Annotated in this window: 24 protein-coding genes, 1 tRNA gene and 1 pseudogene; 12 read left to right on the top strand and 14 right to left on the bottom strand. The window is 56.0% G+C overall.

The window, feature by feature from the left end:
- Positions 1–3: 3 nt before the first annotated feature.
- Both DB51_RS05215 and DB51_RS05210 read right to left on the bottom strand, forming a co-directional pair.
- Positions 4–981 (bottom strand): phytoene/squalene synthase family protein, encoded by a 978-nt coding sequence (locus tag DB51_RS05215; protein WP_156958246.1) that lies wholly within the window; start codon positions 979–981, stop codon positions 4–6.
- A gap of 23 nt (positions 982–1,004) precedes the next feature.
- Entirely contained in the window at positions 1,005–2,510 is a 1,506-nt protein-coding gene (locus DB51_RS05210; protein WP_034253872.1) for a phytoene desaturase family protein, read from the bottom strand.
- A gap of 533 nt (positions 2,511–3,043) precedes the next feature.
- Here DB51_RS05210 and DB51_RS05205 point away from each other — a divergent pair.
- Complete coding sequence (locus DB51_RS05205) at positions 3,044–3,454, top strand: phytoene desaturase family protein (protein WP_034252318.1); 411 nt, start codon at positions 3,044–3,046, stop codon at positions 3,452–3,454.
- Here the strand turns inward: DB51_RS05205 and DB51_RS09800 are convergent.
- Positions 3,413–4,516 (bottom strand): polyprenyl synthetase family protein, encoded by a 1,104-nt coding sequence (locus tag DB51_RS09800; protein WP_051867307.1) that lies wholly within the window; start codon positions 4,514–4,516, stop codon positions 3,413–3,415. The two genes, DB51_RS05205 and DB51_RS09800, sit on opposite strands and share 42 nt — an antisense overlap.
- Positions 4,517–5,749: 1,233 nt before the next feature.
- On the opposite strand from DB51_RS09800, the pseudogene DB51_RS10610 reads away from it, so the two are divergent.
- Positions 5,750–6,109: pseudogene (locus DB51_RS10610) on the top strand (DUF7000 family protein); the annotation flags it as partial.
- On the opposite strand, the gene DB51_RS05185 reads toward DB51_RS10610, so the two are convergent.
- From DB51_RS05185 to DB51_RS09790, 6 genes are all read right to left on the bottom strand, one after another.
- A complete protein-coding gene (locus DB51_RS05185) occupies positions 6,106–6,570 on the bottom strand; it encodes a DUF3021 domain-containing protein (protein ID WP_051867306.1) in 465 nt (154 codons plus the stop codon). The pseudogene DB51_RS10610 and the gene DB51_RS05185 overlap by 4 nt on opposite strands.
- Entirely contained in the window at positions 6,567–7,181 is a 615-nt protein-coding gene (locus tag DB51_RS05180; protein WP_084674573.1) for a LytTR family DNA-binding domain-containing protein, read from the bottom strand. Before DB51_RS05180 ends, DB51_RS05185 begins: the two co-directional genes overlap by 4 nt.
- A gap of 142 nt (positions 7,182–7,323) precedes the next feature.
- Positions 7,324–7,399, bottom strand: a tRNA-Asn gene (locus DB51_RS05175).
- Between the two features lie 113 nt (positions 7,400–7,512).
- The gene (locus DB51_RS05170; protein ID WP_238548313.1) at positions 7,513–8,250 is read right to left on the bottom strand and encodes a dioxygenase; all 738 of its coding nucleotides are present in this window, start codon (positions 8,248–8,250) and stop codon (positions 7,513–7,515) included.
- Positions 8,251–8,270: 20 nt separating this feature from the next.
- On the bottom strand, positions 8,271–8,927 hold the full coding sequence (locus DB51_RS09795; RefSeq protein ID WP_051867304.1) for a MarR family winged helix-turn-helix transcriptional regulator: 657 nt from the start codon (positions 8,925–8,927) through the stop codon (positions 8,271–8,273).
- Between the two features lie 223 nt (positions 8,928–9,150).
- Positions 9,151–9,645, bottom strand: coding sequence for a MerR family transcriptional regulator (locus DB51_RS09790; RefSeq protein ID WP_051867303.1), 495 nt, complete (start codon positions 9,643–9,645; stop codon positions 9,151–9,153).
- Positions 9,646–9,735: 90 nt separating this feature from the next.
- Here DB51_RS09790 and DB51_RS10430 point away from each other — a divergent pair, with 90 nt between their 5' ends.
- A complete protein-coding gene (locus DB51_RS10430; RefSeq protein WP_238548312.1) occupies positions 9,736–10,497 on the top strand; it encodes a cupin domain-containing carboxymuconolactone decarboxylase family protein in 762 nt (253 codons plus the stop codon).
- Between the two features lie 198 nt (positions 10,498–10,695).
- On the opposite strand, the gene DB51_RS05150 is transcribed toward DB51_RS10430, so the two are convergent.
- Both DB51_RS05150 and DB51_RS05145 read right to left on the bottom strand, forming a co-directional pair.
- Positions 10,696–11,565: an aldo/keto reductase gene (locus DB51_RS05150; RefSeq protein ID WP_202961994.1), complete on the bottom strand. Its 870-nt coding sequence runs from the start codon at positions 11,563–11,565 to the stop codon at positions 10,696–10,698.
- 179 nt (positions 11,566–11,744) lie between these two features.
- On the bottom strand, positions 11,745–12,278 hold the full coding sequence (locus tag DB51_RS05145; RefSeq protein ID WP_202961993.1) for a VIT1/CCC1 transporter family protein: 534 nt from the start codon (positions 12,276–12,278) through the stop codon (positions 11,745–11,747).
- Between the two features lie 114 nt (positions 12,279–12,392).
- On the opposite strand from DB51_RS05145, the gene DB51_RS05140 reads away from it, so the two are divergent.
- From DB51_RS05140 to DB51_RS05110, 7 genes are all read left to right on the top strand, one after another.
- Complete coding sequence (locus DB51_RS05140) at positions 12,393–12,845, top strand: Fur family transcriptional regulator (protein ID WP_051867302.1); 453 nt, start codon at positions 12,393–12,395, stop codon at positions 12,843–12,845.
- A gap of 420 nt (positions 12,846–13,265) precedes the next feature.
- Positions 13,266–13,877, top strand: coding sequence for an MptD family putative ECF transporter S component (locus tag DB51_RS05135; RefSeq protein WP_034252306.1), 612 nt, complete (start codon positions 13,266–13,268; stop codon positions 13,875–13,877).
- On the top strand, positions 13,874–14,638 hold the full coding sequence (locus DB51_RS05130) for an energy-coupling factor transporter transmembrane component T (protein ID WP_162174623.1): 765 nt from the start codon (positions 13,874–13,876) through the stop codon (positions 14,636–14,638). Before DB51_RS05135 ends, DB51_RS05130 begins: the two co-directional genes overlap by 4 nt.
- The gene (locus tag DB51_RS05125; RefSeq protein WP_051867300.1) at positions 14,635–16,263 is read left to right on the top strand and encodes an ABC transporter ATP-binding protein; all 1,629 of its coding nucleotides are present in this window, start codon (positions 14,635–14,637) and stop codon (positions 16,261–16,263) included. Before DB51_RS05130 ends, DB51_RS05125 begins: the two co-directional genes overlap by 4 nt.
- A gap of 62 nt (positions 16,264–16,325) precedes the next feature.
- Positions 16,326–18,239 carry an ABC transporter ATP-binding protein gene (locus DB51_RS05120; RefSeq protein WP_238548311.1) on the top strand — a complete coding sequence of 638 codons (1,914 nt, stop codon included), beginning with the start codon at positions 16,326–16,328 and terminating at the stop codon, positions 18,237–18,239.
- Positions 18,236–20,008, top strand: coding sequence for an ABC transporter ATP-binding protein (locus tag DB51_RS05115; protein WP_034252304.1), 1,773 nt, complete (start codon positions 18,236–18,238; stop codon positions 20,006–20,008). Before DB51_RS05120 ends, DB51_RS05115 begins: the two co-directional genes overlap by 4 nt.
- A gap of 198 nt (positions 20,009–20,206) precedes the next feature.
- Complete coding sequence (locus DB51_RS05110) at positions 20,207–20,668, top strand: hypothetical protein (protein WP_051867299.1); 462 nt, start codon at positions 20,207–20,209, stop codon at positions 20,666–20,668.
- A 221-nt stretch (positions 20,669–20,889) separates the two neighbouring features.
- On the opposite strand, the gene eno is transcribed toward DB51_RS05110, so the two are convergent.
- Entirely contained in the window at positions 20,890–21,663 is a 774-nt protein-coding gene (gene eno, locus DB51_RS05105) for a phosphopyruvate hydratase (protein WP_238548310.1), read from the bottom strand.
- Between the two features lie 83 nt (positions 21,664–21,746).
- Positions 21,747–22,373, bottom strand: coding sequence for a DNA-3-methyladenine glycosylase (locus tag DB51_RS05100; RefSeq protein WP_051867297.1), 627 nt, complete (start codon positions 22,371–22,373; stop codon positions 21,747–21,749).
- Positions 22,374–22,867: 494 nt separating this feature from the next.
- On the opposite strand from DB51_RS05100, the gene DB51_RS05095 reads away from it, so the two are divergent.
- A complete protein-coding gene (locus DB51_RS05095; RefSeq protein ID WP_034252300.1) occupies positions 22,868–23,893 on the top strand; it encodes a uroporphyrinogen decarboxylase family protein in 1,026 nt (341 codons plus the stop codon).
- Between the two features lie 462 nt (positions 23,894–24,355).
- Here the strand turns inward: DB51_RS05095 and DB51_RS10525 are convergent, their stop codons facing one another.
- Positions 24,356–24,481, bottom strand: coding sequence for a hypothetical protein (locus DB51_RS10525; RefSeq protein ID WP_272866984.1), 126 nt, complete (start codon positions 24,479–24,481; stop codon positions 24,356–24,358).
- A 392-nt stretch (positions 24,482–24,873) separates the two neighbouring features.
- Between DB51_RS10525 and DB51_RS05090 the strand changes: the two genes are divergently transcribed.
- The gene (locus DB51_RS05090) at positions 24,874–25,419 is read left to right on the top strand and encodes a class II glutamine amidotransferase (RefSeq protein WP_051867296.1); all 546 of its coding nucleotides are present in this window, start codon (positions 24,874–24,876) and stop codon (positions 25,417–25,419) included.
- Positions 25,420–25,557 lie beyond the last annotated feature (138 nt).

The raw sequence follows: 25,557 nt of genomic DNA, 5'->3' as shown, positions 1-25,557 counted from the left end.
ATATCAGTCCTGTACCGGGCGTTGTGCGGACAGAATATCTCGGACGATGGTCTCACGCGTCGTCGCATCGGTATAGCAACGTCGCGTAAAGCAGTTGTAGTCGTGGTCACGCACCGCCTGCTCTATCGCCTGGTACAGCTTCGCGGCGCACAGCAATGGAAAACGTGCGGACTCGTCAAAGGCCGATATCCAACGCTCGTATGGGAGATAGCAGTCATCGGCGAGAGCGGCGAGATGCTCCCACAGCCTGACGAAATTCTGAGGCACATCAAGAGCGGTCGCAGTGTTTTCGGCATCCGTGCGAAGCTCTTCCTGCCGAGGTTTCGAGAGCGCTTCGAGGTCAGCTCGTGATATGCCGAATTCGAGCATCACGCTGCGTGGGATGTACACGCGGTCACGTTCCCGGATATCCTCTCCCACATCTCGTAGGATGTTGGTGATTTGCATGGCCACGCCCAGGGATTCACATGCCTTCATGAATTCGTCGTTCCCGATGACCGTACTGTCCTTGACCAGAATCGGCACCAGTACCCTTCCTACCGATCCTGCGACCAGACGCGCGTATTCCACGAGTTCCTGAGTATTTTCCAGATCATGGAAGTGCGCGTCCATGCGCTGCCCGGTGATCTGCATCATCAGGTCCGCTTCCCGGACATGGTATGCCGCCGTGCTGAATGCGAATGCATCCCACCAGGGCTTGCCCGAAGCTACGTCTGGCGTCGAATCTCCGCCATCTTCCGCGTCGGCGACACCGTGATACAGGTGATGGACGCCCCTTTCGAGATCATCCAGCAGCGGCAGCGAGGATGAACCTCCCTCGTCGACCACATCATCGGCGTAACGGCAGAACGCGTACACAGCCGTCACCGCGCGAAAACGTTCCGGCGGAAGACTGCGGAACGCCTGGTAAAAACTCACCGCCTGCTCTCGCATGATTGCCTCTGCGGCCTCAAACGATTCGGCAATCTTCGAATCGGACAACGCTGGACCTCCTTCGGCGAATGTCACAGTGTTCCTTCCTCGTCACGCATCAGTTCCTCCGCACAGATCTTCCCGCTCTGCATCACGATCGGCACTCCGGCACCGGGATGGGTGCTGCTGCCGGTGAAATATAAGCCTTGGCAATGCTTGGCCTTGGCCTGCGGTCTCCAATGGTTGCTTTGTCGCAAGGTCGGCTGCAAGCCGAAAGTGGCGCCGCGATAGGCGTGGAACTCTCGCTCGAAATCCTCAGGCGTGAACATACGCTCCATGATGATGTTCTCGCGCAGGTGCTCGAGTCCGGGAAGTGCGCTCAACGCATCCAGAACCTTGTCGCGATACAGCTTCACTGTCTGCTCGTTCCATTCGTACTGTGCCGTTCCGAGCTCCGATATGGGCAGCAGCGCATAGAAGGCGGACTGTCCTTCAGGAGCCATGTCGGGCTCGGTCTGAGATGGGATGTGGAGGTATATGGAAGGTTGCTTGATCTCGCTGCCGTCGAATATGCTCCGAAGATTCGCGTCGTAGTCCGAGGAGATCACGAAATTGTGTGTGGACAGACTCTCGTAGGTGCCCGTCACTCCCCAGTAGAACACCAGACAGGAACATGAATACTTCATGGAGTCAATGCGTTCGGGCGTATACCGTCCGCGTACCTTTGCCTCGTTGACGAGTTCCTTCATCGCGTAGGGGAAATCGGCGTTGCACACCACGTCGTCCGCTTCGATCATCTCCCCGTCGACCTGGATGCCAAGCACACGCGAATCCTTGGTGACGATGCGTTGAACGTCGGCACCGTAATGGATGACGCCCCCCAGTTCGGTGAACAGCCGTGCCATCTGCTCGGCCACCGTGTGCATGCCGCCTTTGACGTACCACACCCCGTACAACAGTTCGATCATCGGAATGATGTTGTACAGCGAAGGGCCGTTCTTCGGTGAGACGCCGATGTACAGCGTTTGGAAACTCAGCATATGCTGCAGATCCTCGTCAGGCATGAACTTCGCCATCATATGGTCGGCACTGTCAAAGGTCTTGAGCTTCAACGCCTGACGGAGCATAAAGGGGTTGTAGATGTCGCTCGGCTTACGGAAGGGCCGTGTGATGAAGTGCTGGAAGGCGACCTGGTATCTGGTGTACATGGAGGAGAGATAGTCGAGGAAACCTTTGGCGTTCCTGGGACCTTTGCCTTCGACCATCTTCATGAGATGCACCAGGTCGTTATCCACCGTGTACTCCCTCATCGGATCGCCCTGGAAGAAGACCTGATACATCGGGTCGACTCTGGTCATGGGAATATAGTCGTCCGGGTCCTTGCCTGCCAGTCGGAAGATGTCCTGATACACCGAAGGCATCATCACGATGGTGGGACCCACGTCGAAGGTGAAACCCTTCTCGCGGATCTGATGCATTTTCCCGCCCGGCATATTCAGCCGTTCATAGATTTCGACGGCATATCCGGCATGTTGCAATCGAATGGCGGCGGACAAGCCACCGATACCTGCACCGACAACGACGACGCGCTTGGTCAAGTTATCCTTCTTCTCTGGTCGTGCAGGGAATGTTTCCATCACCGTACACGCCTCGTTTACGACGAAGCCTGCGAATTCTCGACAACGTCTCGACACTTTCTGTTCCTGACGTGCTGAAACTTCAACGGCAGCGACGACGCCTGTAAAGCGCGCGGACACTGCACCTCGCACGTCGAATCCCTCATCTATCGGACTGCTGCATGTTCGCGGTATGTCGCTCCTATTCATCCAGTCCTAACTCACATGTCCTAGTTCACATGTCATAACTCACCATAGATGAAAGTCCTAGTTGCACCGGTTATCCCAACCCATCCCGTTACGAAGCTTATCCCGAGCACCTGTCGAAAACAATTATTGACACAGCAGTGACACTGTCCGGACAGGCATCAACCAGTGAAACGAGCTTCCTGTCTCCGCTCACGACTTACTGTGAAGGCAGCTCTCAGACACCACTTCGAGCAGCTCCGGCCACCACTGCACGGACATGACAGGCGAATCGCCGTACCACGCAGATACAAGCCCGATGGGGCTACATGACACGAACTGCGAAAAGCGCAGGAAGGGGTTCGCGTGTGCTTGGCATCCAGGTCGACGGTGAGCTGATCGAAGCGGACGACGTGGTGTGCAACGCCGATTTCCCCTACGCGATGAAGGAACTCGTCAACGAGGCAAAGGTACGCGGACGGTATACGCCCGAACGCATTGACTCCATGAAGTATTCATGTTCCTGTCTGGTGTTCTACTGGGGAGTGACGGGCACCTACGAGAGTCTGTCCACACACAATTTCGTGATCTCCTCGGACTACGACGCGAATCTTCGGAGCATATTCGACGGCAGCGAGATCAAGCAACCTTCCATATACCTCCACATCCCGAAAAGTCGAATGCGTGCAGGTGGCGTTTCACTTTACGCGGTATGCAATCTGTTTCGCGATCTCAGCTAAGCCTTCCACACCCACCGGGGTCAATACTCCTCTAGCCGGCTGTAGCATCGCGAGGGACTCCTCATATTCATGGTTGATTAGGGTCTGGATATCCTGATCGATTTGAGCTTGCTGAAGTCGGTCTGTGACATATCGAATTTCGGACTCTGACACAGTGCCTTGGGATTTCATTTTAGCTATGCGTTCGAAATCCTGTGAACTGAGCTTGTTTTTCGCCAACCGGAGTATCGAAGTAGATTTTCCTTCGGCCAAATCAAGCCCAGCTGGTTTTCCCATCACGTCTGGATCCCCCCAAACGCCGAGATAATCATCACGCAACGAGAATGCCCGCGATACATGCAAGGCATATCGCCGCAACAACGATACTTGCATTTCATTCGCCTGACCGATAACAGCACCAAAACGAAGTGGATACCAGACAGAGTAGGAGCCGGTTTTCAACGCTCCCACAATCTCAATACGTTTTTCATCGGTATCGATTCCTGTCGAGCCTAAAATATCCAACGTCTGTCCGGCATAGACGGCATTCAACAGGTCCGTCCATATTCGTCGTATCGCATCAGAAGAGGTAAAAGCTAACGACAAGGATGAGGCCAAGGTAATATCTCCAGCCAAAATGGCTACATTGTCACCAAAAAGGTTTGCTGCCTCTGACTGCCCTGGAATGTTAGCCATCGAATCCCTGGCCCATGCGTTTATGCTGGGGAAACCGCGTCTGGTGTCCGCTCTATCCATAACATCGTCATGGATCAGGGCGGAGGTGTGAAATAGCTCCAAAGCACTTGTCACCTGCACCAGTTCTCGATAGCAAGAATCAGAAACCGATCCTCGACTTGCAATATACGACCAGATACAAAGCTTGGGACGAAACATTTTCCCTGTTCCAGCCATTTTTCGCGCCTGTTTTACAATATCAGCAGCATCGAATGGCATGCTGCTGATACCCTCAGTGACCGTTCTCCATGAGTTTTCAATATCGAGGAACACCTTTTCAAGAGTTTCTCGGACATCAGTGATTAGCCGCTCAACGACAACACCTGAATCGAACCCTCCGCTCGTCATCGTGCCACCCGCCCCTCAAACAGGAAATATGTATTACTACATACTAAACGATATTCATTTTCTGCCGAGATCGAATACAGGTATGCAATCCCCTACAGGCAAAGGAGGCACCTCGCTGAACCTGCGTACACGATTTCCTACATTCCACGAGCACACGGCTCTCATATATCTCGCGGATTCGTGCGAGCTGCCTCATATTCAGCTTCAAGGGATGACCATCCTTGCGTCCCTTGAGGCTGTTCACTTGCAGTCTCAGGTCGGTGCGATCCCGGACCAGATCACCTTCGAACGATGCCGTCACGCGGAACACATCCCAGACCCGCACCACAGGGCCGGTGATGTCCATGTTCTCCGTCAGACTTTTACAACTTTCGCCATGTTCCGGGGTACTGCCCTGGAACAGCCGATGGACATATACACCTAGATGTTGGCGAGGATCGGACTTGCATCGGTGGATGCACTCGCTGACCGCGCGCCGGACGACCTCGCTCGCCTTGGCCCGCTCATCTCGAGCATACTCATCAAACTCGCAGTTCAACTCGCGCAGCAAACGCACTTAACATCGCGGGTTGCTGCCGTCTCCGGTCGGCCGAGGTGCCCGAACGAGGGACGTCCATCATCCGCAGCGTTTCCTCCGCCGCCCTGTCAGCCTCGTCTGCGCCGAACGTGATACCGGAATCGACAGGTCCAGCTGACTCCACCCATTCGGTCAGCTCTCTCAAATCCTGCTTCGCGAGCTTGTGCGTCGTTCCTCTCCTTCCACGAGCCTTCCGGACTTGTACCTTGACTGGATGCACCGGCACTATGCAGAACCAGGATGCTCGGATATGGTGTGGTATCACAATATTGCGTCCAGACAGATGTCTTGGTTGCCTGGTCACCACAAGATTGAAGATACTGCACGTTGATCAATTCACGGGTTTCCGTATACGTCTGAACGCGAAAACATCCGGAATCATCGCGCATTGGAATTGTATAGAAAACGGTCGTGTTCTAGCGGTTCTGATGATTCGGCAATGATGATCCACAAGCTTCCCCGTAGTGCATGCCGGCTATCGTCTCTTGGTACCATTTCATAACGGAACTGATATCTGCAATCAAGCATTCAGCTGTACCAAGAATCCACGCGACAAGAACACGTGCAGCGCGCCTATAGCGCGCTGCTGCACTATCTCATGGAGCTAAAAACGGTTCTCCAGAGAATAATCCGACCGGAAACATTTCCCCGGATATACGGAACATTCGTATTTCCCTTTCACCTGGACAGATTTCCTCAGAACTCACAAACTCAGCTTCGGTGTTGTCCTCAACCATACGCAAATGAGATTTACATTATGTCTGATGGGGCAGAATCAAGTGACAAAGGACCAGCACTGGGTGCTATTCCATACTAGCCGATGGGCTAGAGGTCGTCAACAGGTTCGTCCATACGCGATGATGACGGCATCTTTGCCGGAAACCATTGACTGCAATCACAGAAGACCCACGGCAACAACGACACCCAGCAATACCAAGACCCCCTCATCTCGCATCGAATGCGAACTGACGACAATCTCAGTTAAAAGCGAGTCATTTGTGGAGACCGACGGCTAACGATTGCGGTTGAGATGCTGGTTGAGATCGTCGACTTTTCTGCGGGCCATGAGCATGTTAATCGCACCGATGATGGCGAACAAGACGGTAAATATGATAGCGAATCCTAGAAAGTTGAGCGGGTTCAGTGGGAACCAGCCCGCCACGCTCGCCAGTGGTGTGAAGAGCAGCAGGGTCACCACGTAGTACACACCCATCTTTTGCCAGATGCCCCATGTCTCATGGTTGTAAACCAGTTCGGCCGTCAGACTGAACATGACGCCGATGGCGCTCCAGATACATGCGGACAACACCACCGCGGGGAACTGTCCGAACCTTGCGACAAAACCCGGGGTGGAAGGTATCCATTGTGCCGCACCGTTGAGTGCAGAGAACACCACGGAGATCCAAAACCCTATAAACTGGCCTATCACCGCTCCAGTGCAGATGCTGGCGACTATTCTATTAAATGAGATTCTCATGATGATATCAACCTTTCTCTGAGGGCGTTCATGTATGTTCCGGTGACTTTGACGCTTGTCTCGTCGCGTAGCGTCGCACTGACGACACCATTGGCATGCAGATCGAACCGTCGGAGAAACCGCAAGTTGACTATGGCGCTATTGGATACTCTCTGAAACAAGTGTTCGGGCAGGTTCCGATCCAACATCTTCAACGTCTCCCTGACGACCAGATCGTGTCCGCCGAATCTGGCGAACACCTGCTTGTCGCTGGAACGGAACAACGCGATATCAGCAACCTTGAGAATAACCGCGCCATCGGGCGAACGGGCCTGAATCATGTCACGAGTATCCAAAAGGGAGATCCTCTGCAGCAATGCATTGATGCCGGCATCACGCTGCCGCGCATAAACCACAACCCGCGGGGCATCTGCAGTAGAATCCTGGCTGTAATCAATCTCCATCAATGTCTCCCTCCATTCGGAACAACCATAACCAGCACGAAACCGAATACGGAAACCCTCAGCGATGAAACACCCAAAATCGTGGATACAATACCCAATACGGCAGAAACACCACCAAGCAAACAAACCAACTACGCCGTCGCCCACCTCAATGATTGAGATTCGCATTCACGTTCCCCGCCCCGCTCAGGCGGGGTTTTTCTTTTTGCCCTGCAATTTATGGTTCATATATGGTTCATGTGCGTCTTTTTTCATTGTTTTCGTGACATGAGAAAAGCCCCGCAACCGTTGTGGCTGTAGGGCTTTCATGTGGCTCCTGCGACTGGGCTTGAACCAGTGACCGTCCGATTAACAGTCGGATGCTCTGCCAACTGAGCTACGCAGGAATGTCGTGTGTAGCATGCGCTGCACACAAGAAGTAGATATTACCGTCACTTTTCCAACAATGCAAATTGGCATGTTGCCCGTGTCACGCACACCTCAACAAGCCAAGTCCTGACTAAGCCTTTGGCTCGTCACCGCGGTACCGGGCCATCATCTGAGACTGCAATTGCTGGGCGCTTGGCGGTGTCCAGCTCAATGCGTCAGCACCGGCTGCCACAGTGGCCGCGATGCTTTCATCGGAGGAACCTCCCGAAGCCAGGATCGGCACTTCCGGATGATGCGTTCTGATGCTGGCGACCACTTCCGCCGTTCTGGCCCCGGCAGCGACATTGATGATTGCCGCCCCTGCCAGAATCTTCTCCTCGGTGATTTCGTCATCCGCCGTGACGGTCGCCACAACGGGGATATCGACGGAATTCATTGCGGCCTCTATGGTCTCTGCGGGCGCAGGGGCGTTGATGACGACACCTGCGGCTCCTTGCATCTCGGCCACCATGGCCAATTCGACCACGCGTGTCCCCGTGGTGGTTCCTCCCCCGACACCTACGAACAGGGGCTGCTGTGCCACCGTCAGCAAGGCCTTGGTGATCACCGGTTCACCGGTGAATGGGTAGACCGCCAGAATCGCGTCCGCATTGGTATTGCGTATCACGGCAGCATCCGTGGTGTATGCGAAGGTGCGTATCGTGTGCCCCTTGACCGTGATGCCTCCTGCCGAGGCCGTGGATTCTGGCACTCGGGCTATCGGCGACGTGAGACGACCTTCTATCCTTGCCGTACCGGGTGCGTTACGACTGACCGATGGCGTCGTGCTGTGCTGTTCGATAGCAACGGCTTCACTCGAGGAAAACATTGAAATCGATGGTCTTGCGCTCATTGGACTTCTTCCTGTCGATTGGCGCGGCGGAATTCCCTCATGGCTTCCCTCATCATTTTGCGCCGCTCAATAAAGTCATCCTTAGGATGCTTTCGTTCGATGTTGTCGATAATCCTGTTGAGGTATCCACTGAACTGTGCAAGCTCCTCATCGCTCAGGCAGTCAAAGATGTCAGCATCGTGCTGCATGCTGTCGTGCAGCTGGCTTGCCGCCTGCTTGCCCTTATCGGTGATCTGCACCATCGTCACACGTTTATCCTCCTGCGACGGCTGCCTGGATACGTATCCTTTCGCTTCAAGCTTGGAGAGCAGCTGCCCGAGCGCCTGTCTGCTCAGACCCAGAATGGTCGCCAAATCCCGCTGGCTCACCGTGGAACTCAGTGTGAGGGTCAGCAGGACCCTGCCCTGACCTCTCATGGCGGAATCACCTGCTCCTATCATCGAAGCCCGCACCGATGCAGAATCGCCTTGCGCTCGTTCCCCGCTCTCAGAGGAACGCCCCCCGCGTCTTACCGAACGCATCGCAGGGCGACCGTGCCCTTCTCCGTATATACCGAGTCCGTCGATACGGGCGACCCTGGTTCGATTCCGTATCATCATCATGCTCAGTTCACGGAGCTGATTCAATACCTGTGGTCTTACGTCGTCAGCCATGATTGTCCTTTCATGCCGATTAATAGTCAAGTACTTTACAAATTCGACAGTAAGGGCCGCTTCACTATTTGTCAAGCACTTTACAATCCGCTCTGCTGCGTTTCTCTGTAACACGTGCCGCGAAGAACGAACGCGTCGCCCCAATCGGTCAATCGCAGCGCCGCATAAGACTCGTCTACGCCGAACGTGTTCGCGCAGCATCCGACCGTCCGAGGTTATCGTTTCAGAGTTCTGCCCCCCGAATCGAAGGCTCCCCGCCTTCACCAGCGACTACCCCACCGGCAACGCCGGCATCGGTGCCTTCAGCGACAGTAGCGCACCTGCGCTCTTTGAAGAGTTCGAAGAGATCCGCGTCTCTGTCCTTGAGCTCATGCTCGTACATTGAAATCTTGTAGCGGACCAGATCAAGATTGCTCTGGTAATGAGCCATCTTCTCTATCAGATGCCGCTCATGCTTCTTCATGATCAGCAGCAGTTCCTGTTGGGAGCCTTCCACTTTCTGCCTGCGGAACTTGACGTATCTGGCCAAATCCGCGATAGGCATATCGGTGCTACGCATGTGGTGGATGAATTTCAGCCAGTTGACATCCTCCTGGTCAAAGTAGCGTCTGCCGTTCTCATGCCGTTTCGCCACGATGAGACCCTCCTGTTCGTAGTATCTCAGCGTCGATGCCGTCATATCCGCGGCCTTTGCAGCCTGCCCGATCGCATATTCCATCGAGTCCTCCACCCATTTGACTTAAAGCTCACTCGAAGATTTAGTATACGAGCAGAACCCGTTCGATAGACCATGTGAAGGATTGCGACGATGACAGAACACCATGAAGATTCACACACGACAACGCTTGACCCACGGTTTTTTGATGGAACAGGAACACTGACTCCGCAAGAATCGGCACCTGGACTCTCGGTGGGTACGGTGCACTTCGATGCAGCCTGTCGCAACCATTGGCATACACACCCTGTTGCACAGATTCTGGTGGTGACCCGAGGGCTAGGCCTCTATCAGGAACAAGGCGAAGCCGCAAGACTGCTACAGCCCGGTGACATCGTCACTACCGGCAAAGATGTGAATCATTGGCATGGCGCCTGCGCGAACCACTCCATGGAGCATGTCGCGGTCACACTGAAGGATGCTGAGGGCAACGCGGTAACCTGGGGCCGGTCCGTGAGCGATGAAGAATACGAAGCGGCAAACGCCACGGCAGCCGAACACTTCACGGCCAGCCCAACGACGAACGCCCATGCAATGGACAACAAGGTAACTGAGGGTCATGACCGGCTGGGCACCTTCGCACCCGAATTCGCTCATCTCAATGACGACATCCTCTTCGGCGAGGTCTGGTCCAGGCAGGAACAGCTCAGTGCCCGGGACAGAAGTCTCGTAACCGTAATCAGCCTGATGTCCAGTGGGATGCTCGACAGTTCTCTGCGCTTTCACCTGCAAACCGCCAGGAACAATGGCATCACGCGTCAGGAAATCACGGAAGCCGTAACGCACGTCGCATTTTATGTCGGCTGGCCGAAGGCCTGGTCAGTATTGACCATGGCGAAGGAAATCTGGGACTGAGCCGCCGCCGAAGCGACAATGCCGACGCCACCTCCCTGTCGGGACAACACAACCAGTGCTTCAACCTTACGATCTCTTTCAGCGGAGGATTGGGCAGCATCTCATTCGCCGAGTATCACCAAACCCGGCGAATGAGTCGTCATCCTGCGCGCCGGGCGCGAAGCGTCGGGCACGACCGACGGCGCTCGATACCACGACTCATGACTGATAGACGGGGAATTGCCTGTTGGCATCCGAGTACTGCTGCTTGGTGATATTGCGCAGCTGCATCATGTCCTCATCGCCGATGACAAAATCCACATCGGCATTCTGCCGCATGTGTTCGGTGCTTGAGGCCTTTGGCAATGGCAACAGACCCAGTTGCAGCAGATATCTGACCGCCAGCTGCGTCACGGACACCTGGTTGCGTTCCGCAATTCGCTGCACTTCACCATTGTGCAGCATATCCCCATGTCCGAAGGGTGAGTATGCCTCGACAAGGATATTGTGCTGTCTTGCGTAATCCATCAGTTCGAACGGGGTGTTCCCGATGTGGGCAAGCACCTGGTCGACGGCGGGAAGAGTTTCCGAGTTGTCGATGATGTTCCGCAAGTCGACCTGCTCGAAATTCGAGACGCCTATCGCACGGATCTTTCCCGCCTTATGAGCCTCTTCCAAGGCCTTCCAGGCTTCAAGGTTTCCTGCGAAGTAGTGCTCATCCTCGCCGAACTTGGCCCAAGGCTTGGGCGAATGAATAATCATCAGGTCGATATACCCGAGATTCAGCGTCCTCAAGGAATCATCGATGGCCTGCTTGGCACCTTCGTAATCCTTGTATTCGGCACGAAGTTTTGTGGTTACAAACACCTCCTTGCGGTCGAGGCCGGACGAGCGTACGCCTTCCCCGACACCTGCCTCGTTGCCGTATGCCTCTGCGGTGTCGATATGGCGATACCCCACCTCAATGGCTTCCCGGACGGCTTGCGCAGCCTTGTCGTCGTCTTCGATCATCCAGGTTCCAAAACCGATTTTCGGAATCTCCACGCCGTTCGCCAAAGTGAAATGCTCTTGCAATATACCTGTCATCATCGTCCCTCCATCACTGGCTTCATGGTTCATCTGCACACCATGCAACCGCCACCATAAGTCAGCGGTTGGTCTGTCAAGCACGAGTGTAGGTCTTAAAGTCCACTTGAGGTCAAGCTCTCAAATGCGCTCAGCGTAAGACCGTCCTTCACTATCGGAGTTCACACCAAGGGAGCACGATGTCAGCTGGCACCCAGAACGACGCCAATGGCCAGAACGATGGCGCCGCCCAAGGTGACCACCATCAGCGAATTCTTCATGGGGACGTGCAGGAATCGATAGCGGACCCAGGCTATTGCGACCAGCTCAATCGCCACCACGATGAACGCGGCGATTAACGACCAGTGCAGACTCGGGATAAGGAACGGCAGCGTATGGAAGGTACCGCCGATGGTCGTGGCCGCACCGGTAATCGCACCACGAACGATGGCGGACCCCCGGCCTGTTTTCTTGCCGTTGTCCGAAAGCGCTTCCGACCAGCCCATGCTGACCCCCGCGCCCAGTGCCGTGGCCATACCGACAATGAAGGCCGCATGAGGGCCGGAAAAGATGGCAGCCGCGAAAACGGGTGCGAGAGTGCTGACCGTTCCATCAATGAGCCCGACCAGCCCCGGCTGCACATATCTGAGCACGAAGGCATCGTGTTCCGAACCTTCATGCATTGATGTCGTCGTATTGCCAGGCAACGCCACGCTTGAATCGCTTTCAATCTCCATATTTCAGCCTCTTTCATACCTTGTCATTTGCTTATTTTAATTGGTTTCAAATTAGATGCAAATTTAAAGTACGAATCCCTTGAAATACTTTACGCAGCTAGTACACTCGGAGATATGAATACCGCAACACCTCAGTCCAAAGCCTTGGACTTGGACGAGCTGTTGCATGAGCACGGCCTGCGCAACACGCCGCAGCGTCAGCTCATCTACCGAATCGTTTCCTCCTCCGCGCAACATCTCAGTGCCGTACATGTCCAGCATCAATTGGAAACGCTGATGCCGGGGATTTCTTTGCCGACCGTGTACGCAACCCTCGAACTGTTCGCCGATCTGGGAATCGTGCGCAAAATGGCGATGATAGACGGCGTGATGCTCTACGACACCGGACAGCAGCGTCCACATGCCCATATGGTGTGTCGAAATTGCGGCCGCATCTTCGACCTGGACATACCTCCGGTCAACAGTGACGACGTCACTGCGGCAATGAACCAGGGCTTTCGTGTCGACTCGGGCGATCTGGTCCTGCACGGGCTCTGCAGCGACTGCCGGGCCAAGGCCAATTCATAGCGGATTCCGAAATTCGGAGTCAGGCTCCATTGGCATGAATACGGCACACTTAACCACGCGCCAGTCAAGCCCCTCGGGTGTCGCCTTCTCCTCGGAGCATCACGGTGTTTCCGATAATCCATATCACCTTGCATGTGTCACGTCTTCGTGTATATGATAACTATTATCGTTATCTATTTGTAGAAAGACTCATTCATAGCAGATATTCAGCACATGACAACGCCACATCACCCATATACAGTGATGCGAACTTTGTACATTATCAAAATTTTTCTTGGTTTCACAGTCTTGTTTTTCTCTTTCAGGGAATTTAGCATCCAATAGGAAGCTGCGGCGACGTCAGAAGCCACATCTCACGGCACAGTAATAGTTGTCCGACAGCTCAAATCGCACATTTAGTCACATATAGAAAGCACTCTTATGACCTCACGGCAATCCACTGTTTCACGCCCGAAACTCGGCACCAGAGACCTGGTGAACATCGGCGTGTACACCACCATCTATTATGTTGTCACCTTCCTCGGTGGAATGGCGGGCATCGTCAGCCCAATCGGCATGTTCGTCGGATTCGCACTGAGCGCCATCGTCGGAGGCACGGTCATCATGCTCTTCCTGGCCAAAACGCCGGTTATGGGAGCCATGACCGTGCTGGTTCTGATCGTCGGCGTGCTGATGCTGGCCACCGGACACTTCTGGGGTTGCATCCCCATCTGCGCGGCTCTCGGATTGGTGGCGGACCTCATCGTGAAAGCGGGCGGCTACCACTCGAGGGGACACAACATCGTTGCGTACGGCGTGTTTCAGCTCTGGCTCATCGGACCGTTCGTCCCGCTGTTCATGAACACCAAGGCGTATTACGAAGACATGCGTGGCAGCATGGGTGCGCAATATGCAAGCCAGATGTCCCAGATATTCACTCCCGCGGTCGTGGCCGTTTTCATCGTCATATTGTGCTTCGTGGGACTCTTCGGAGCATGGATCGGGACCAAACTCATCGACCGTCATTTCGCCAAAGCCGGTCTGGTATCTTGAGCTGCGAAACAGTCGCGTCCGCACCTGCGGCAGCGAGACTTCACGACTCGGCACATAGGGATGTGACGGCAGTGGACCCACGCACCAAAATCGTGGTTCTGGTCCTGATTAACTTCCTGGTACTTGGAAGCGGCCCCTTCGTCATCACCCTGACGGCGGCAGGAATAGTCGCGATGCTCTATCTGAGTGTGGCGAATTGGCGGGGCGCGATGAAATTCACGGTATTCGTGGGCGTCTGTTCCGCAGCTTTCCTGGTATTGCCCGGGATTGTAGGCGGCCCCATCGGTGCGGTGTTCGCGGTCACCGGTTACTGGCTTGCCCGTTTCGGGGTCTCATGCGGCTATGCCGCGTATTTCATCTCCACCACCGGTCCGGCCCAGATTTCCGCAGCTCTGGTCGCCTTGCGTTTTCCCAAGGTCGTGGTGGTGCCGCTGGTCGTGGTCATGAGGTTCATTCCGACCGTGGCACAGGAGTTGCATGCAATCAGCGAAGCGATGGTGTTGCGCGGAATCTACCCGGGTCCCATCGGCGCTCTGATGCATCCCATCCGGAGTGCAGAATTCATCATCGTGCCGCTGCTCGCGGCATCCTCGCGCATCGCCGATGACCTGAGCGCATCCGCGATGCTCCGCGGACTGGGTACTCACCGGCATCCGACATCCATCGAACGACTGAGATTCCACTTCGGCGACGCCTTGATACTCGCGTGCATCGTCGCCCTGACCGCTTTCAGCCTCTTCGGGAAGGGCCTTGCTCTATGACGTCATCCTCAGCACCGACACCGGTCGCCGCAATCGACCATGTGAGTTTCTGGTATGGCGCCGATCCCGCTCAGCGCTCCGTGTATTACTCCTCTGCTACGCGGGAGGCTGCATCACCAGAATCAGCTCACGCCTTGCACGAGGGCTCTTCGTCGCCCAGGAGCGACGCTCCGACCCTGAACGACATCACGCTGGACATCACACCCGGCACCGTGACCCTGCTGTGCGGGGCGAGCGGTTCGGGAAAGACCAGTGCACTTCAGCTGCTCAACGGTCTGGTACCGCATTTCCATCATGGGACCATCACCGGTGCCGTACGCGTGTCCGATCTCGATATCGGCTCGGCAGACATCGGTGCCTGTGGAGAAGTAAGCGCAACCGTCTTTCAGAACCCGAAGACACAGTTCTTCACGAGCGCGGTCCGCAGCGAGCTCGCCTTCCGGATGGAGAACCACGGTGTGCCGCAGGAGGCAATGAACGCATCAGTGAAGAGCACTGCCGAGGAATGCGGCATCGGGTATCTGATGGAACGGCAGCTCAAGCAGATGTCTGGCGGGGAACTTCAGAAAGTCGCTTGCGCCCAGGCCATCAGTGCGCACACGCCACTGCTCCTCTTCGATGAACCGACATCCAACCTTTCCGTCGAAGCGATAGAGGACTTCACCGCGATGCTCACCCGTCTCAAACATCAGGGACGGACCATCGTCATCGCCGAACATCGACTGTACTTCCTGCGAGGACTGATAGACCAGGCTGTTCTGCTCGACGGAGGTCGCATAGTGAAGCGCATGAGCGGCCAATCCTTCTTCTCGCAAAGTGACGACGAAAGGCGCAAAGCGGGGCTTCGCACGCTGCTCAGACCCTCGTTGAAAGCCCGCACCACGCAGCAGGGTGCAGGCTCGTCCATATCCACAACGGCACGCGAGAGCACGGGATTGAGGCTGGAACATGTTCACTTCTCGTACGACAGCAAACCCATCCTCGATATCGACCATGCTGAGTTTCCGAAAGGCAGCATCTCGGCACTCGTGGGCGCCAACGGCGCGGGGAAAAGCACACTTGCTCGTCTTATCTGCGGACTCCTGAAAGAAGACAAACACTCCTCGATCACTTTCGACGGAAAGGCGGTTTCTCCGAAACAGCGGACGTCTATCAGCTACATCGTCATGCAGGACGTTCATCGACAGCTCTTCGCCGATTCCGTCAATGCGGAAGTAACGCTGGGATTGAAGGACGCCGACCGAACCTGCAGCGATACCACCCGGGTGCTCAAGGAACTCGACCTGGATGCGTACGCATCCAGACACCCACTGTCACTTTCCGGCGGGCAGAAGCAACGCCTCGTCATCGCCTCGGCAATCGTGTGTGACAAAAGGGTCTATGTCTTCGACGAACCGACTTCCGGCGTTGACTACCGCCATCTGACGGCCATATCCGAACGGCTGCGAGCCCTGGCATCGCAGGGCGCTGTGGTGATCGTCATTACCCACGACATCGAATTACTGGAGAGCTGCGCCGACCGCATCGTGCGCCTGCATTCCCTGAGGGAAGACGGAATTGCCGGAGGTGACGGCGAACCGCAGCTGAGCACCGAAACCGTTGCTCGGTCGCACTGCGACCAATGACTCCGAGCATGCAAACTCTCAGCTAACGACAACACCGAATGAACAAGATTGAAGGTCATACAGTGACAACATCACACACCAGCGAAGCCACGATGCCAGGTGGTGAGCAGCAGCGGACACCACCGGCATCCGCAATACAAGACACGTCGAAGACGAATGACGGCGTCGAACCGTCCAGCGACAAAGAGAAGAGCAGGGCATCGAAACTCGCCCTTTCGCAGATAACCGAATCCATCAAAGGATGGCTTCTTCTTGGACGCGTTCTCTCGGGAATATCCGCCATTCTGGCCATTGCACCCTATATCGCGCTGGTGAATCTCGGCGATATTTTCCTCGGCGCCTGGACTGCCGGCACGGCCATCGATGAGAGCAGCTCGATGATGTGGCTCGGCATCCTGCTCGGCACATTCACGGGTCGATTGGTGCTGTATTTCATCGCCTTGAGCATCACCCACTTCGCGGACGCACGCATGGGTCTGGAAATACGCTCGAAACTCGTCGCCGCACTGGGACGGGCGCCTTTGTCGCATTTCACTTCGACCACCAGCGGGCAAATCAGAAAAGCCATTCAGGACGATACCCATACCGTGCACGGCCTCGTCGCCCACGCCCCCGTCGAATCGACTTCGGCGCTGGTCATGCCGGCGGCATTGTTCATCTACGCAATGGTGATCGACTGGCGTCTGGGGCTGCTGTCCGTCGCCACGATACCGGTGTATCTGCTGCTGCAAATGATCATGATGCGCGGCATGGGCGAGAAGACTGCGGAGATGGATACCAAACTCTCCAAAGTATCCTCCACGATGGTTGAGTTCGTCAGCGGCATCAGCGTGGTGAAGGCCTTCGGGCAGGTTGGCAGGGCACATAGGAATTTCGCACGCGCATCCGACGACTTCTCCGACTTCTATGTCGGTTGGTGCGCTCCCCTGCTGAAGGGTTCCGCCGTGTCGATGGCATTCATCGCAGCACCCGTGATGCTGCTGATCAACCTTGCCGGCGGATTCCTCATGGTGCAGCAGCAGTGGGTCACTCCGGCCCAGGTGCTGGCCTGTTCGCTCATCGCTCTGGTGCTTCCTGCGGCCATCGAGGTGGCCGGGAATATGTCCTGGTCGTATCAGGTCGCAGGGGCAGCGGCACTGCGCATCAATACCGTGTTGGACACTCCGATCATGGCACAGAGCACAGCCCCGAAAACACCATCGGGTTATGACATCCACATAGACCATGTCCGCTATACCTACGGCAGCATAGTGGCCTTGGATGATGTCATTCTCGATATTCCCGAAGGCACGACGACGGCGCTGATCGGCCCGTCAGGTTCAGGAAAATCCACGCTGGCCACATTGGTCGCGCGATTCGCGGACCCTCAGCAGGGATTCGTCAGCATAGGAGGCGTGGACCTCAGGGAGCTCTCATACGAGCGCTTGTACTCCACCGTGTCCTTCGTGCTGCAGGACGCGCAATTGCTGCGCATGTCGGTACGCGACAACATCGCACTCTCCCGGCCTGATGCAAGCCTGGAGGATATTCGCAAGGCTGCGAAAGCAGCAACCATCGACGATGAAATCATGGCGTTGCCGAAGGGATACGACACGATCGTCAATCAGGATGTAGCGCTTTCGGGAGGTCAGGAGCACCGCATCGCCATAGCCAGGGCGTTGATCGTCGATGCCCCTATTCTGATTCTCGATGAGGCCACGGCCTCCGTCGACCCCGAATCCGAAGCGGAGATCCAAGAGGCGCTGAACAATCTGGTGCGGGACCGCACGGTCATCGTCATCGCCCACAAACCCACGTCAATCGTCGGCGCCGATCAGATCGTGGTGCTGGAACGCGGACGCATCATCGCATGCGGGACGCATGAGGAACTGAAAGACGAAGCGCATTATGCGGCTTTATGGAGCAACGCGCAGATCGACGACGGCGACATCATCGCGGTGAACACGGCCGCGACAGAACAAGGAGCGAAGCGATGAGCAGAACATCATCACGACACGGCGGCAACTCGCTGATATCACGGTACCGTGTGCTGATATCCGAACACGGACAATCGAGTTTCACCTCGGACATCGCTCTGAGCGCGGCCTCAGGCATCGTGACGGGACTGTCACTGTTGGTGCTGCTTCCGGCATCGACCACGCTCTCCGGCGAAACAAGCTCATTCGGACTCGGATTCTGGGGCTGGATGATCGTACTCGCCATACTTGGCATCGCGAGCGCAGTCATCGAATATTCAGGGGCCATCGCCTCGTATGAGTCCGCTCTCGACATCATCCGCAACCTGTTGCGTCGTGTCGGCGACAAACTGGCGCAGCTGCCGATCGGCTGGTTCCACGAGTCCTCTGCGGGTAACCTGTCGAGATTCGCTTCACAGGACGTCATGACCTTGGGCCAGAGCGTCGCGCATCTGCTGGGAAAGCTCATCCAGAACGCCTGCTGTGTGGGCGTGGTCATCATCGGCGTATTGGTCTGGGATTGGAGACTGGGACTGATGCTGACGCTTAGCGTTCCGGTGATGCTTCTTGCATTGCGTGTCTCGCAGTATTGCATCACCCGGGGCAAGCACATCACCGATCCCGTGGAACAGGAAATCAGTGATCGCATCGTCGAATTCGCACACTGCCAGGGTGCGTTGAGGGCTTGCGGACGAAGCACATCCTTCACCGAGCTTGATGAGGCGAGCGCGCAAAGCACCAAAGCGCAGAAAACCTCACTGTGGTGGGGCACGCTGGCGAATATGATCCACGGAACCATCGGTCAGTTGATTGTGGTGCTGATGGTGGTGTTGTCCGCACGTTTCGCCATCGGCGGCTCGCTGAATCCGATTGCCGCGATAGCGTTCATCGGATTATCGCTGAGATTCATGCAGACGCTTGAGGAGCTCGGCGGCAAACTGCTCGGCGTTGAGGACAACCGCGTCATGCTGGACCATCTTGATGACATCTTCGATGCTCCCACGCTGACGGAACCCTCTAATCCGGCGACCTTGAACGACAGCGGTGCCGTATCCTTGCGGGATGTCGGCTTCTCCTATGTTCCCGGGCATCCCGTTCTGCAGAACATCAGCTTCGATGTGCGACCGGGTCAGCTTGTCGCCCTGGTCGGTCCTTCGGGAAGCGGAAAGTCCACGATCGAGAAGCTCATCGCCCGTTTCTATGACGTCAGCACCGGCGACATCTCGGTGGGTGGCGTCGACGTCAAGGACCAGCCGGTCGAACAGCTGATGAGACAGTTGTCCATCGTCTTTCAGGATGTGTATCTCTTCGACGACACCTTGGCTGCGAATATCCGCGTGGGACGGCCTGATGCCAGCGACGCCGAGATTCACGAGGCGGGCGAGCTCGCCGGCGTATCCGAAATCGTGGACCGTCTGCCCGACGGGTGGAACAGTATGGTCGGTGAAGGCGGTCATGCACTCTCCGGTGGCGAACGCCAGCGCGTATCCATCGCCAGAGCCCTGCTCAAGCAGGCACCCATCGTCTTGCTCGATGAGGCCACCAGTGCGCTGGATGCGGAAAACGAGAGACACATCATGGATTGCGTCGACCGGTTGAGGCAATCGTCCTCCCTGTTGGTGATAGCGCATAAGCTCAATACCATCCGCTCGGCCGATCTCATCATCGTGCTGGATGCGAATGGCCGTGTGGTCCAACGCGGCACGCATGAGGAGCTCATCGGCGAACCGGGTCAATATGCTTCCTTCTATGCGGCACGACATCGGGCAAGCCAGTGGCGCATCGCCTGATTCGGCCTGACCACGTTCATCGAGAACGGTAAGGAGTACCGTCTTCCAGCTGGGCCGCCATGCACGGTTGATCGTGCGCGGCGGCCCAGCTGTATTTTCGGGGCGCCTCCTCTATGTCTGGAGCAATTACACTGAAGGCAGGCAGTGGGCAGGGCATTCTGGATTACCGATTGACGACACCATAACGAGGTGAATACCATGGCTGACATCGACCTTGCGCTCGTTGCGGAGCAACAGCAGCTCGAAACCTTCATCAGACTGTACAAGGTACCCGGTCTAGATATTGAGGTCATGGTGAATCACCGGTGGAATATGCAGGATATGCTCGCCCATATCCTCGCCTGGCACGAAAGCTTCGCGCACAATCTGCATGTGCTTGCGGAAGGCAAGCCCGCGGAACCTCCCTGGGGCACCTTGCGCGATGTGAACCGTGAGGGCGTGCTTGCGTTACGTGGGGTAGGAATCCCGCGGATGCTTCGTCGCCTGCGCAAAGCGCAGAGAATCATAGAGCTTCACATCCACCATGATTCGATCACTCTGATTCCCTACCGCAGACTCGGCACGAGCTATACCCGCCAGCAGCATCTCGACGTGGTTCGCGGGCACATCAACCAGCATTTCTGGGAGCTTCTGGATGTATATGTGGCCGCCAAAGGCTGAGACGGCTCACCTCTAACGCAACTGTGCATCGAGGCACGCAAGGCACGTTGAGTTATCGTCTTCTTGTGCTTCTTTGCACACTTTCAAGCGCGAAAAGCACGTATGCGGCGTCAGACATGCCCCGAGAACGATATTCCGGTACGACGGCACATGGTGGGGCGGAACGCATACGAAGGAGATTCTGCCTCACCATAGCATCGCCATGCTGTTGATACCCCCATTCAGCGCACTCGGGCCGCAAACTGAGGGAATGCCTTCATCCCTGCGTATTCGACGCTGTCCCCGAGCTGTTCTTCGATGCGCAGCAGTTGGTTGTATTTGGCAACCCGCTCCCCTCGTGCAGGCGCACCGGACTTGAGCTGCATCGCGTTCGTGGCTACGGCCAGGTCCGAAATCGTCGAATCAGGGGTCTCGCCTGAACGATGAGACACCATGGTGGTCAGGCCGTTGCGGTCGGCGAGTCTGATGGCATCCATCGTTTCCGTCACGGTGCCTATCTGGTTGAGCTTGATCAGTGTCGAATTGGCCGTGTGCTCCGCAATGGCGCGGGTGATGAACTTCGGGTTGGTAACGAAAATATCGTCGCCCATGATCTGCACCTTGTCACCAATCGCGGCTGTCAGCGACTTGAAATCATCCCAGGCGTTCTCGTCTAAGGGGTCCTCGATGGAAGCAATGGGATACTTGCTCAACAAACTCTCATAGAAATTCGTCATATCCTTCGTACTGGCCTGAGCACCGTCGAAGTTATAGACACCTTTCTCCTCATCGAAGAATTCCGAAGCTGCCGCGTCGAAGCAGATGGCGATTTGCTTTCCTGGCTCGTATCCAGCCCTTTCGATGGCTTCAACGAGCAGGTCGAAGGATTCGGCATTGGATTGACGATTCGGAGCGAATCCGCCCTCATCGCCAAGCCCTGTTTCCAGTCCGCGCACAATCAGCACCTGCTTCAAGGCATGGGCGAGCGTCACCATCCTGAGTACCGATGACGGCACGCATTTCCATGACCTCGCCTGGAATGTCACACCCGGCAAAGACCAGACACCAGACTGATGTCACCTCAGGCAGACGGTTGCCGTCACTCCTCGGACGGAACCGTGGATACCGTCTGTGCATGGCGTCGTATGTCCAGAGAAGCTTTGGAAAGATACGGGTTGTCGGCGATGACGAACCTGCGCAAACGCTCCTTTGCCTTGCTGATACCGATACGGGGTGTGCGAAGGATGCGTTCACCGGCATGCAGCGGAGCGTATCTCAGCATCAACGGAGGCTGCGCCAGATCGTGGCCGTATAAGCGCATATCCACGCCGAGAGCCTGACAGAGTTTGGCAGGTCCGTTCGTCAGTTCCACCGTATGTCGGTCACGTCGTGAACGCATCACGTCAATGCCTTCCAGCGGTTCGACCGCTCTCAACAGCACACCGGCGCCGAATCCTGCAGCGCCCGCAGTGATGTTGCAACAGTGATACATGCCATGCGATATATAGACATATGCGCAGCCGGCGGGGCCGAACAAGGCACGGTTGCGCTGACTGATGCCATGGAAGGCGTGACTGGCTGGGTCATTCTGATCGTATGCTTCGGTCTCAACGATTCGCGCACTCGCCTTGCATCCATCGACTTCGCTGAACAGCACACATCCCAGTAGACCCTGAGCGGCCTCGTCCGCAGACCGTTGCAGAAACACACAATCATTGTTGCTCATATCATGGCTCCATATCAATCGATTCGAGTTTCACTCATCCTTGGATATCGTCTCACGGATGTCATCAGGATGACTCACGCACAGGTCCCTCGTGTGGAGGCAATACGCATATGGATGATGAATCTGAACCGTTCGTCCTGAACAACATCCAGCCATTCAATATGAGACGCTACACACGACTGTTCTGTACGACCGATCAGCATCCGGTCATAGCGCACACGGTGCAAACGAACAGCTCGTATTCATACCGGCTATAACAGACCCCTATATCCGCTCGATTTCAGCGATTACCCGGAAAACCGGGGTGTTTGAACCGATTCAAACCCATGTCGATACCTACACCCGCCACAGCCGTCTCGTTCCCTGTTATCTTCGTGTCAAACATCACACAAACACCATGTCGTGTCAGATGCCACAGACACCACAGACGCGTTCAGCTCGGGCGCCACGACGTAAGTGCAAGACCGCGCGTAACAAGCCAGAAGGAGAATCCCATGTCAGATTGGAACAGCCGCCCGCGATTCGAAGCCGTGCTCAACGGCGAGGTGCCGGATCGGCCTCCCGTCGCCGCCTGGGGCCACTTCTTCGACGTGGAAACCAACCCCGCACTGCTTGCCGATGCAACGGTCCGCTTCACACTCGGATACGACTGGGACTGGGTGAAAATCAATCCACGCAACACCTATTATCTTGAGGCTTTCGGGAGCGCCTTCGATTATGACGACTATCACGGCTCCCAGCCTTACCAGACCCGAGGAGTCATCAACACCGTAGGCGACCTGCGGCTGGTCGACCACGAGCGTGCCATCGGAGCCAAGGCCATACTCGACCAAATCGAAGTCCTGCAGCGAGTGAGAACATCACTGCCCGAACTGCCGGTCGCACAGACGGTGTTCTCCCCTCTGACAATTCTGCTCGGTCTGGCCGGTCTGCCACGCAGCGTCGGCAAGACGATACCCGGTTCCACCACACAGGTCAGCCTCAAAGATCTCATCAGCGAGAACCCGGAAGGCACCCATCATGCGTTGAATGAGATAACCCTGGTGCTGGAGGACTACATAGCCCGTATAGCGAAGGCCGGTGCTGATGCAGTGTATTACGCACTGACCGGCACGGCGAATCCGGTCATCAGCGGCGATGCCGTGTTCACCGAATTCTCGACGCCATATGACAAGCGCATCATCGCGGCCATAAGCGACAACGGACTGCCGACCTTGCTGCATACCTGCGGTCCGCACGCATTCCCCGATGTCATCTCCAGCTACCCCGTGAATGCCATCAGCTGGGACCATTTCGACTCCGGCAACCCGGGTATCGGGACGCCGTCCACCATCCCCACCCTTGCCGGAGTGAACAGGGCAGACATCACCAAACGTGATGTGGATGCCGTAACGGACCAGGCTCGCAGGGCCCTCAAGGTCTATCGGGGAAAGCCCTTCCTTCTGGCACCGACATGCAGCACACTCACAGGGCTGCGCAACCCCGCGTTGTCCGCACTGCGATACGCGGTGGAGGAATAGCGCGGCGCTCGTCGCAACTCCACAGACTGTACGCTCAAGCACAGATGAGTAGTCGGAAAGCAGTCATCATCCCGAACGACGACCAGGGTTAATACTGCGGCAGCCACTCGAAGGGGCGGTTCTGTGGTCTTTGTTAGGCAAGACATCGAACGTCCTCGGAAATTGAGTCGATCAACATTGATATCAGGACTACACTCGCTCAAATTGTGAGTGAGATTGCTTCGTGCAGGCTTTCAGATAAATACCACAACGAACTTCATTATTCCACGAAATACCGTGAACGGAACTGCCGGGAACAGGTCAAATCCGCAGAAGAGCGAGGATGACTTGGCAAATTCTATGTTTTCGGACAATATCGGACGCAATCCGACGACCGGTATTCGGTCGTGTTTCCTCATACATCGGACTCCACGGTCCTTTGAGTGATTCGCGCGGTTCCGCGAGTCTCTTGTGGGTGAACCACTATAGGTTGGGAGCACCCACCACCAATGAGTGGCGGAATGATGATGTGTTCTGCGAGAAGTCGAACAGCGGGTTCAGCTCCTGTTCGACCACCGGTCGCAGCAATGCACTGTGGTGTTTCCTCATTCAGCAACTCATGGAGGTCCAGCCATGATGCAACTGTCCGCAGCACTATTCTGAAATCCATGGCAGCCGCTCCGATCATTAACGGGAAGATTCCTTTGTCCTTTCTGTCGAATCCTAGATGGCTGGAAAACCCACGCGCCAAGATCGTTAGACGCATCATCTATGGAGTGCTATCGCGTGCCTTGATGACCTCACACGTAGACCCTGACAATCCCCTCAAACTCCGCCCAGGTAAAGCCAATGGGTTCTTCCTCCTGAATCACTGATAACCGGTCATTACGAATGTGTATATCAACTGCGGCAAGTGCCGGGATTCGCCGCCATATGCTGTCAGCAACGGGTGGTTGGGACATCACGGTCCTTCATCATCGAAGCGGAATCGAGGTCGGAATATGTGCGTCATCGTCACAGCAGAGGCAGGCAGCATACCTACCATCAGCCAACTCGTCGCCATGAGCGCGGTGAACGCCGATGGTGCGGGCATCGCATGGTTCGACGGCACCGAACTGCATCGCTTCCGAAACCGATTCAACGGCAGGACCTTCGATCTGATCGTCGACCACTACGACTACTTCAGATCAGTGCCCTTCCTGCTGCATTTCAGAAGAGCGACGAATGGCGGCAAACGTGAGTGCAACACCCATCCTTTCCGTTACGAGAAGGATGGCGAACGCGGATACATCGCTCACAACGGCGTGGCCCTCGACTACACGCATGGCAGATACGCCAGTGACAGCCGCAACATCATCAGCGCCTGGCAAGACGGCGAAGCGGACCTGAGCGACGGCACACAAGGCAAATTCGCCTCCATCAGCGACTCGGGCGTCATCAGATGGCAGTCGGAGCACGAAGATGTCGCCGGGGCCGCGGGGTCCATCATGGTGAGCAACCACAGGTGGGCCGATGCCAGTGATCTGATCCTCCGCAAGGCGGCATGATCGGACATTCCGACGACAGTTCGTCGTCTGTGCAGGGATGATGCCGAACATTGCATAGCATCTGAGCGGAAAACGTTGGAATGCCGATAGTTCTTTGGATGTAAACATCCGTGGCTTCGATAATCCCCCACACACAGC

Source organism: Bifidobacterium crudilactis, from assembly GCF_000738005.1.
Classification (GTDB): Bacteria; Actinomycetota; Actinomycetes; order Actinomycetales; family Bifidobacteriaceae; genus Bombiscardovia; species Bombiscardovia crudilactis.
This window is presented reverse-complemented; position numbering and strand designations above follow the sequence as displayed.

Coding starts and splice junctions, on each gene's coding strand:
- DB51_RS05095 (WP_034252300.1), top strand. CDS start 22,868: ATGTCAGATTGGAACAGCCGCCCGCGATTCGAAGCCGTGCTCAACGGC.
- DB51_RS05150 (WP_202961994.1), bottom strand. CDS start 11,565: ATGATGACAGGTATATTGCAAGAGCATTTCACTTTGGCGAACGGCGTG.
- DB51_RS05110 (WP_051867299.1), top strand. CDS start 20,207: ATGGCTGACATCGACCTTGCGCTCGTTGCGGAGCAACAGCAGCTCGAA.
- DB51_RS09795 (WP_051867304.1), bottom strand. CDS start 8,927: ATGGCTGACGACGTAAGACCACAGGTATTGAATCAGCTCCGTGAACTG.
- DB51_RS05135 (WP_034252306.1), top strand. CDS start 13,266: ATGACCTCACGGCAATCCACTGTTTCACGCCCGAAACTCGGCACCAGA.
- DB51_RS09800 (WP_051867307.1), bottom strand. CDS start 4,516: ATGACGAGCGGAGGGTTCGATTCAGGTGTTGTCGTTGAGCGGCTAATC.
- DB51_RS09790 (WP_051867303.1), bottom strand. CDS start 9,645: ATGGAATATGCGATCGGGCAGGCTGCAAAGGCCGCGGATATGACGGCA.
- DB51_RS05100 (WP_051867297.1), bottom strand. CDS start 22,373: ATGAGCAACAATGATTGTGTGTTTCTGCAACGGTCTGCGGACGAGGCC.
- DB51_RS05090 (WP_051867296.1), top strand. CDS start 24,874: ATGTGCGTCATCGTCACAGCAGAGGCAGGCAGCATACCTACCATCAGC.
- DB51_RS05125 (WP_051867300.1), top strand. CDS start 14,635: ATGACGTCATCCTCAGCACCGACACCGGTCGCCGCAATCGACCATGTG.
- DB51_RS05180 (WP_084674573.1), bottom strand. CDS start 7,181: ATGCGAATCTCAATCATTGAGGTGGGCGACGGCGTAGTTGGTTTGTTT.
- DB51_RS05115 (WP_034252304.1), top strand. CDS start 18,236: ATGAGCAGAACATCATCACGACACGGCGGCAACTCGCTGATATCACGG.
- DB51_RS05140 (WP_051867302.1), top strand. CDS start 12,393: ATGAATACCGCAACACCTCAGTCCAAAGCCTTGGACTTGGACGAGCTG.
- DB51_RS10430 (WP_238548312.1), top strand. CDS start 9,736: ATGACAGAACACCATGAAGATTCACACACGACAACGCTTGACCCACGG.
- DB51_RS05145 (WP_202961993.1), bottom strand. CDS start 12,278: ATGGAGATTGAAAGCGATTCAAGCGTGGCGTTGCCTGGCAATACGACG.
- DB51_RS05205 (WP_034252318.1), top strand. CDS start 3,044: ATGACACGAACTGCGAAAAGCGCAGGAAGGGGTTCGCGTGTGCTTGGC.
- DB51_RS05170 (WP_238548313.1), bottom strand. CDS start 8,250: ATGTTTTCCTCGAGTGAAGCCGTTGCTATCGAACAGCACAGCACGACG.
- DB51_RS10525 (WP_272866984.1), bottom strand. CDS start 24,481: ATGAGGAAACACCACAGTGCATTGCTGCGACCGGTGGTCGAACAGGAG.
- DB51_RS05185 (WP_051867306.1), bottom strand. CDS start 6,570: ATGAGAATCTCATTTAATAGAATAGTCGCCAGCATCTGCACTGGAGCG.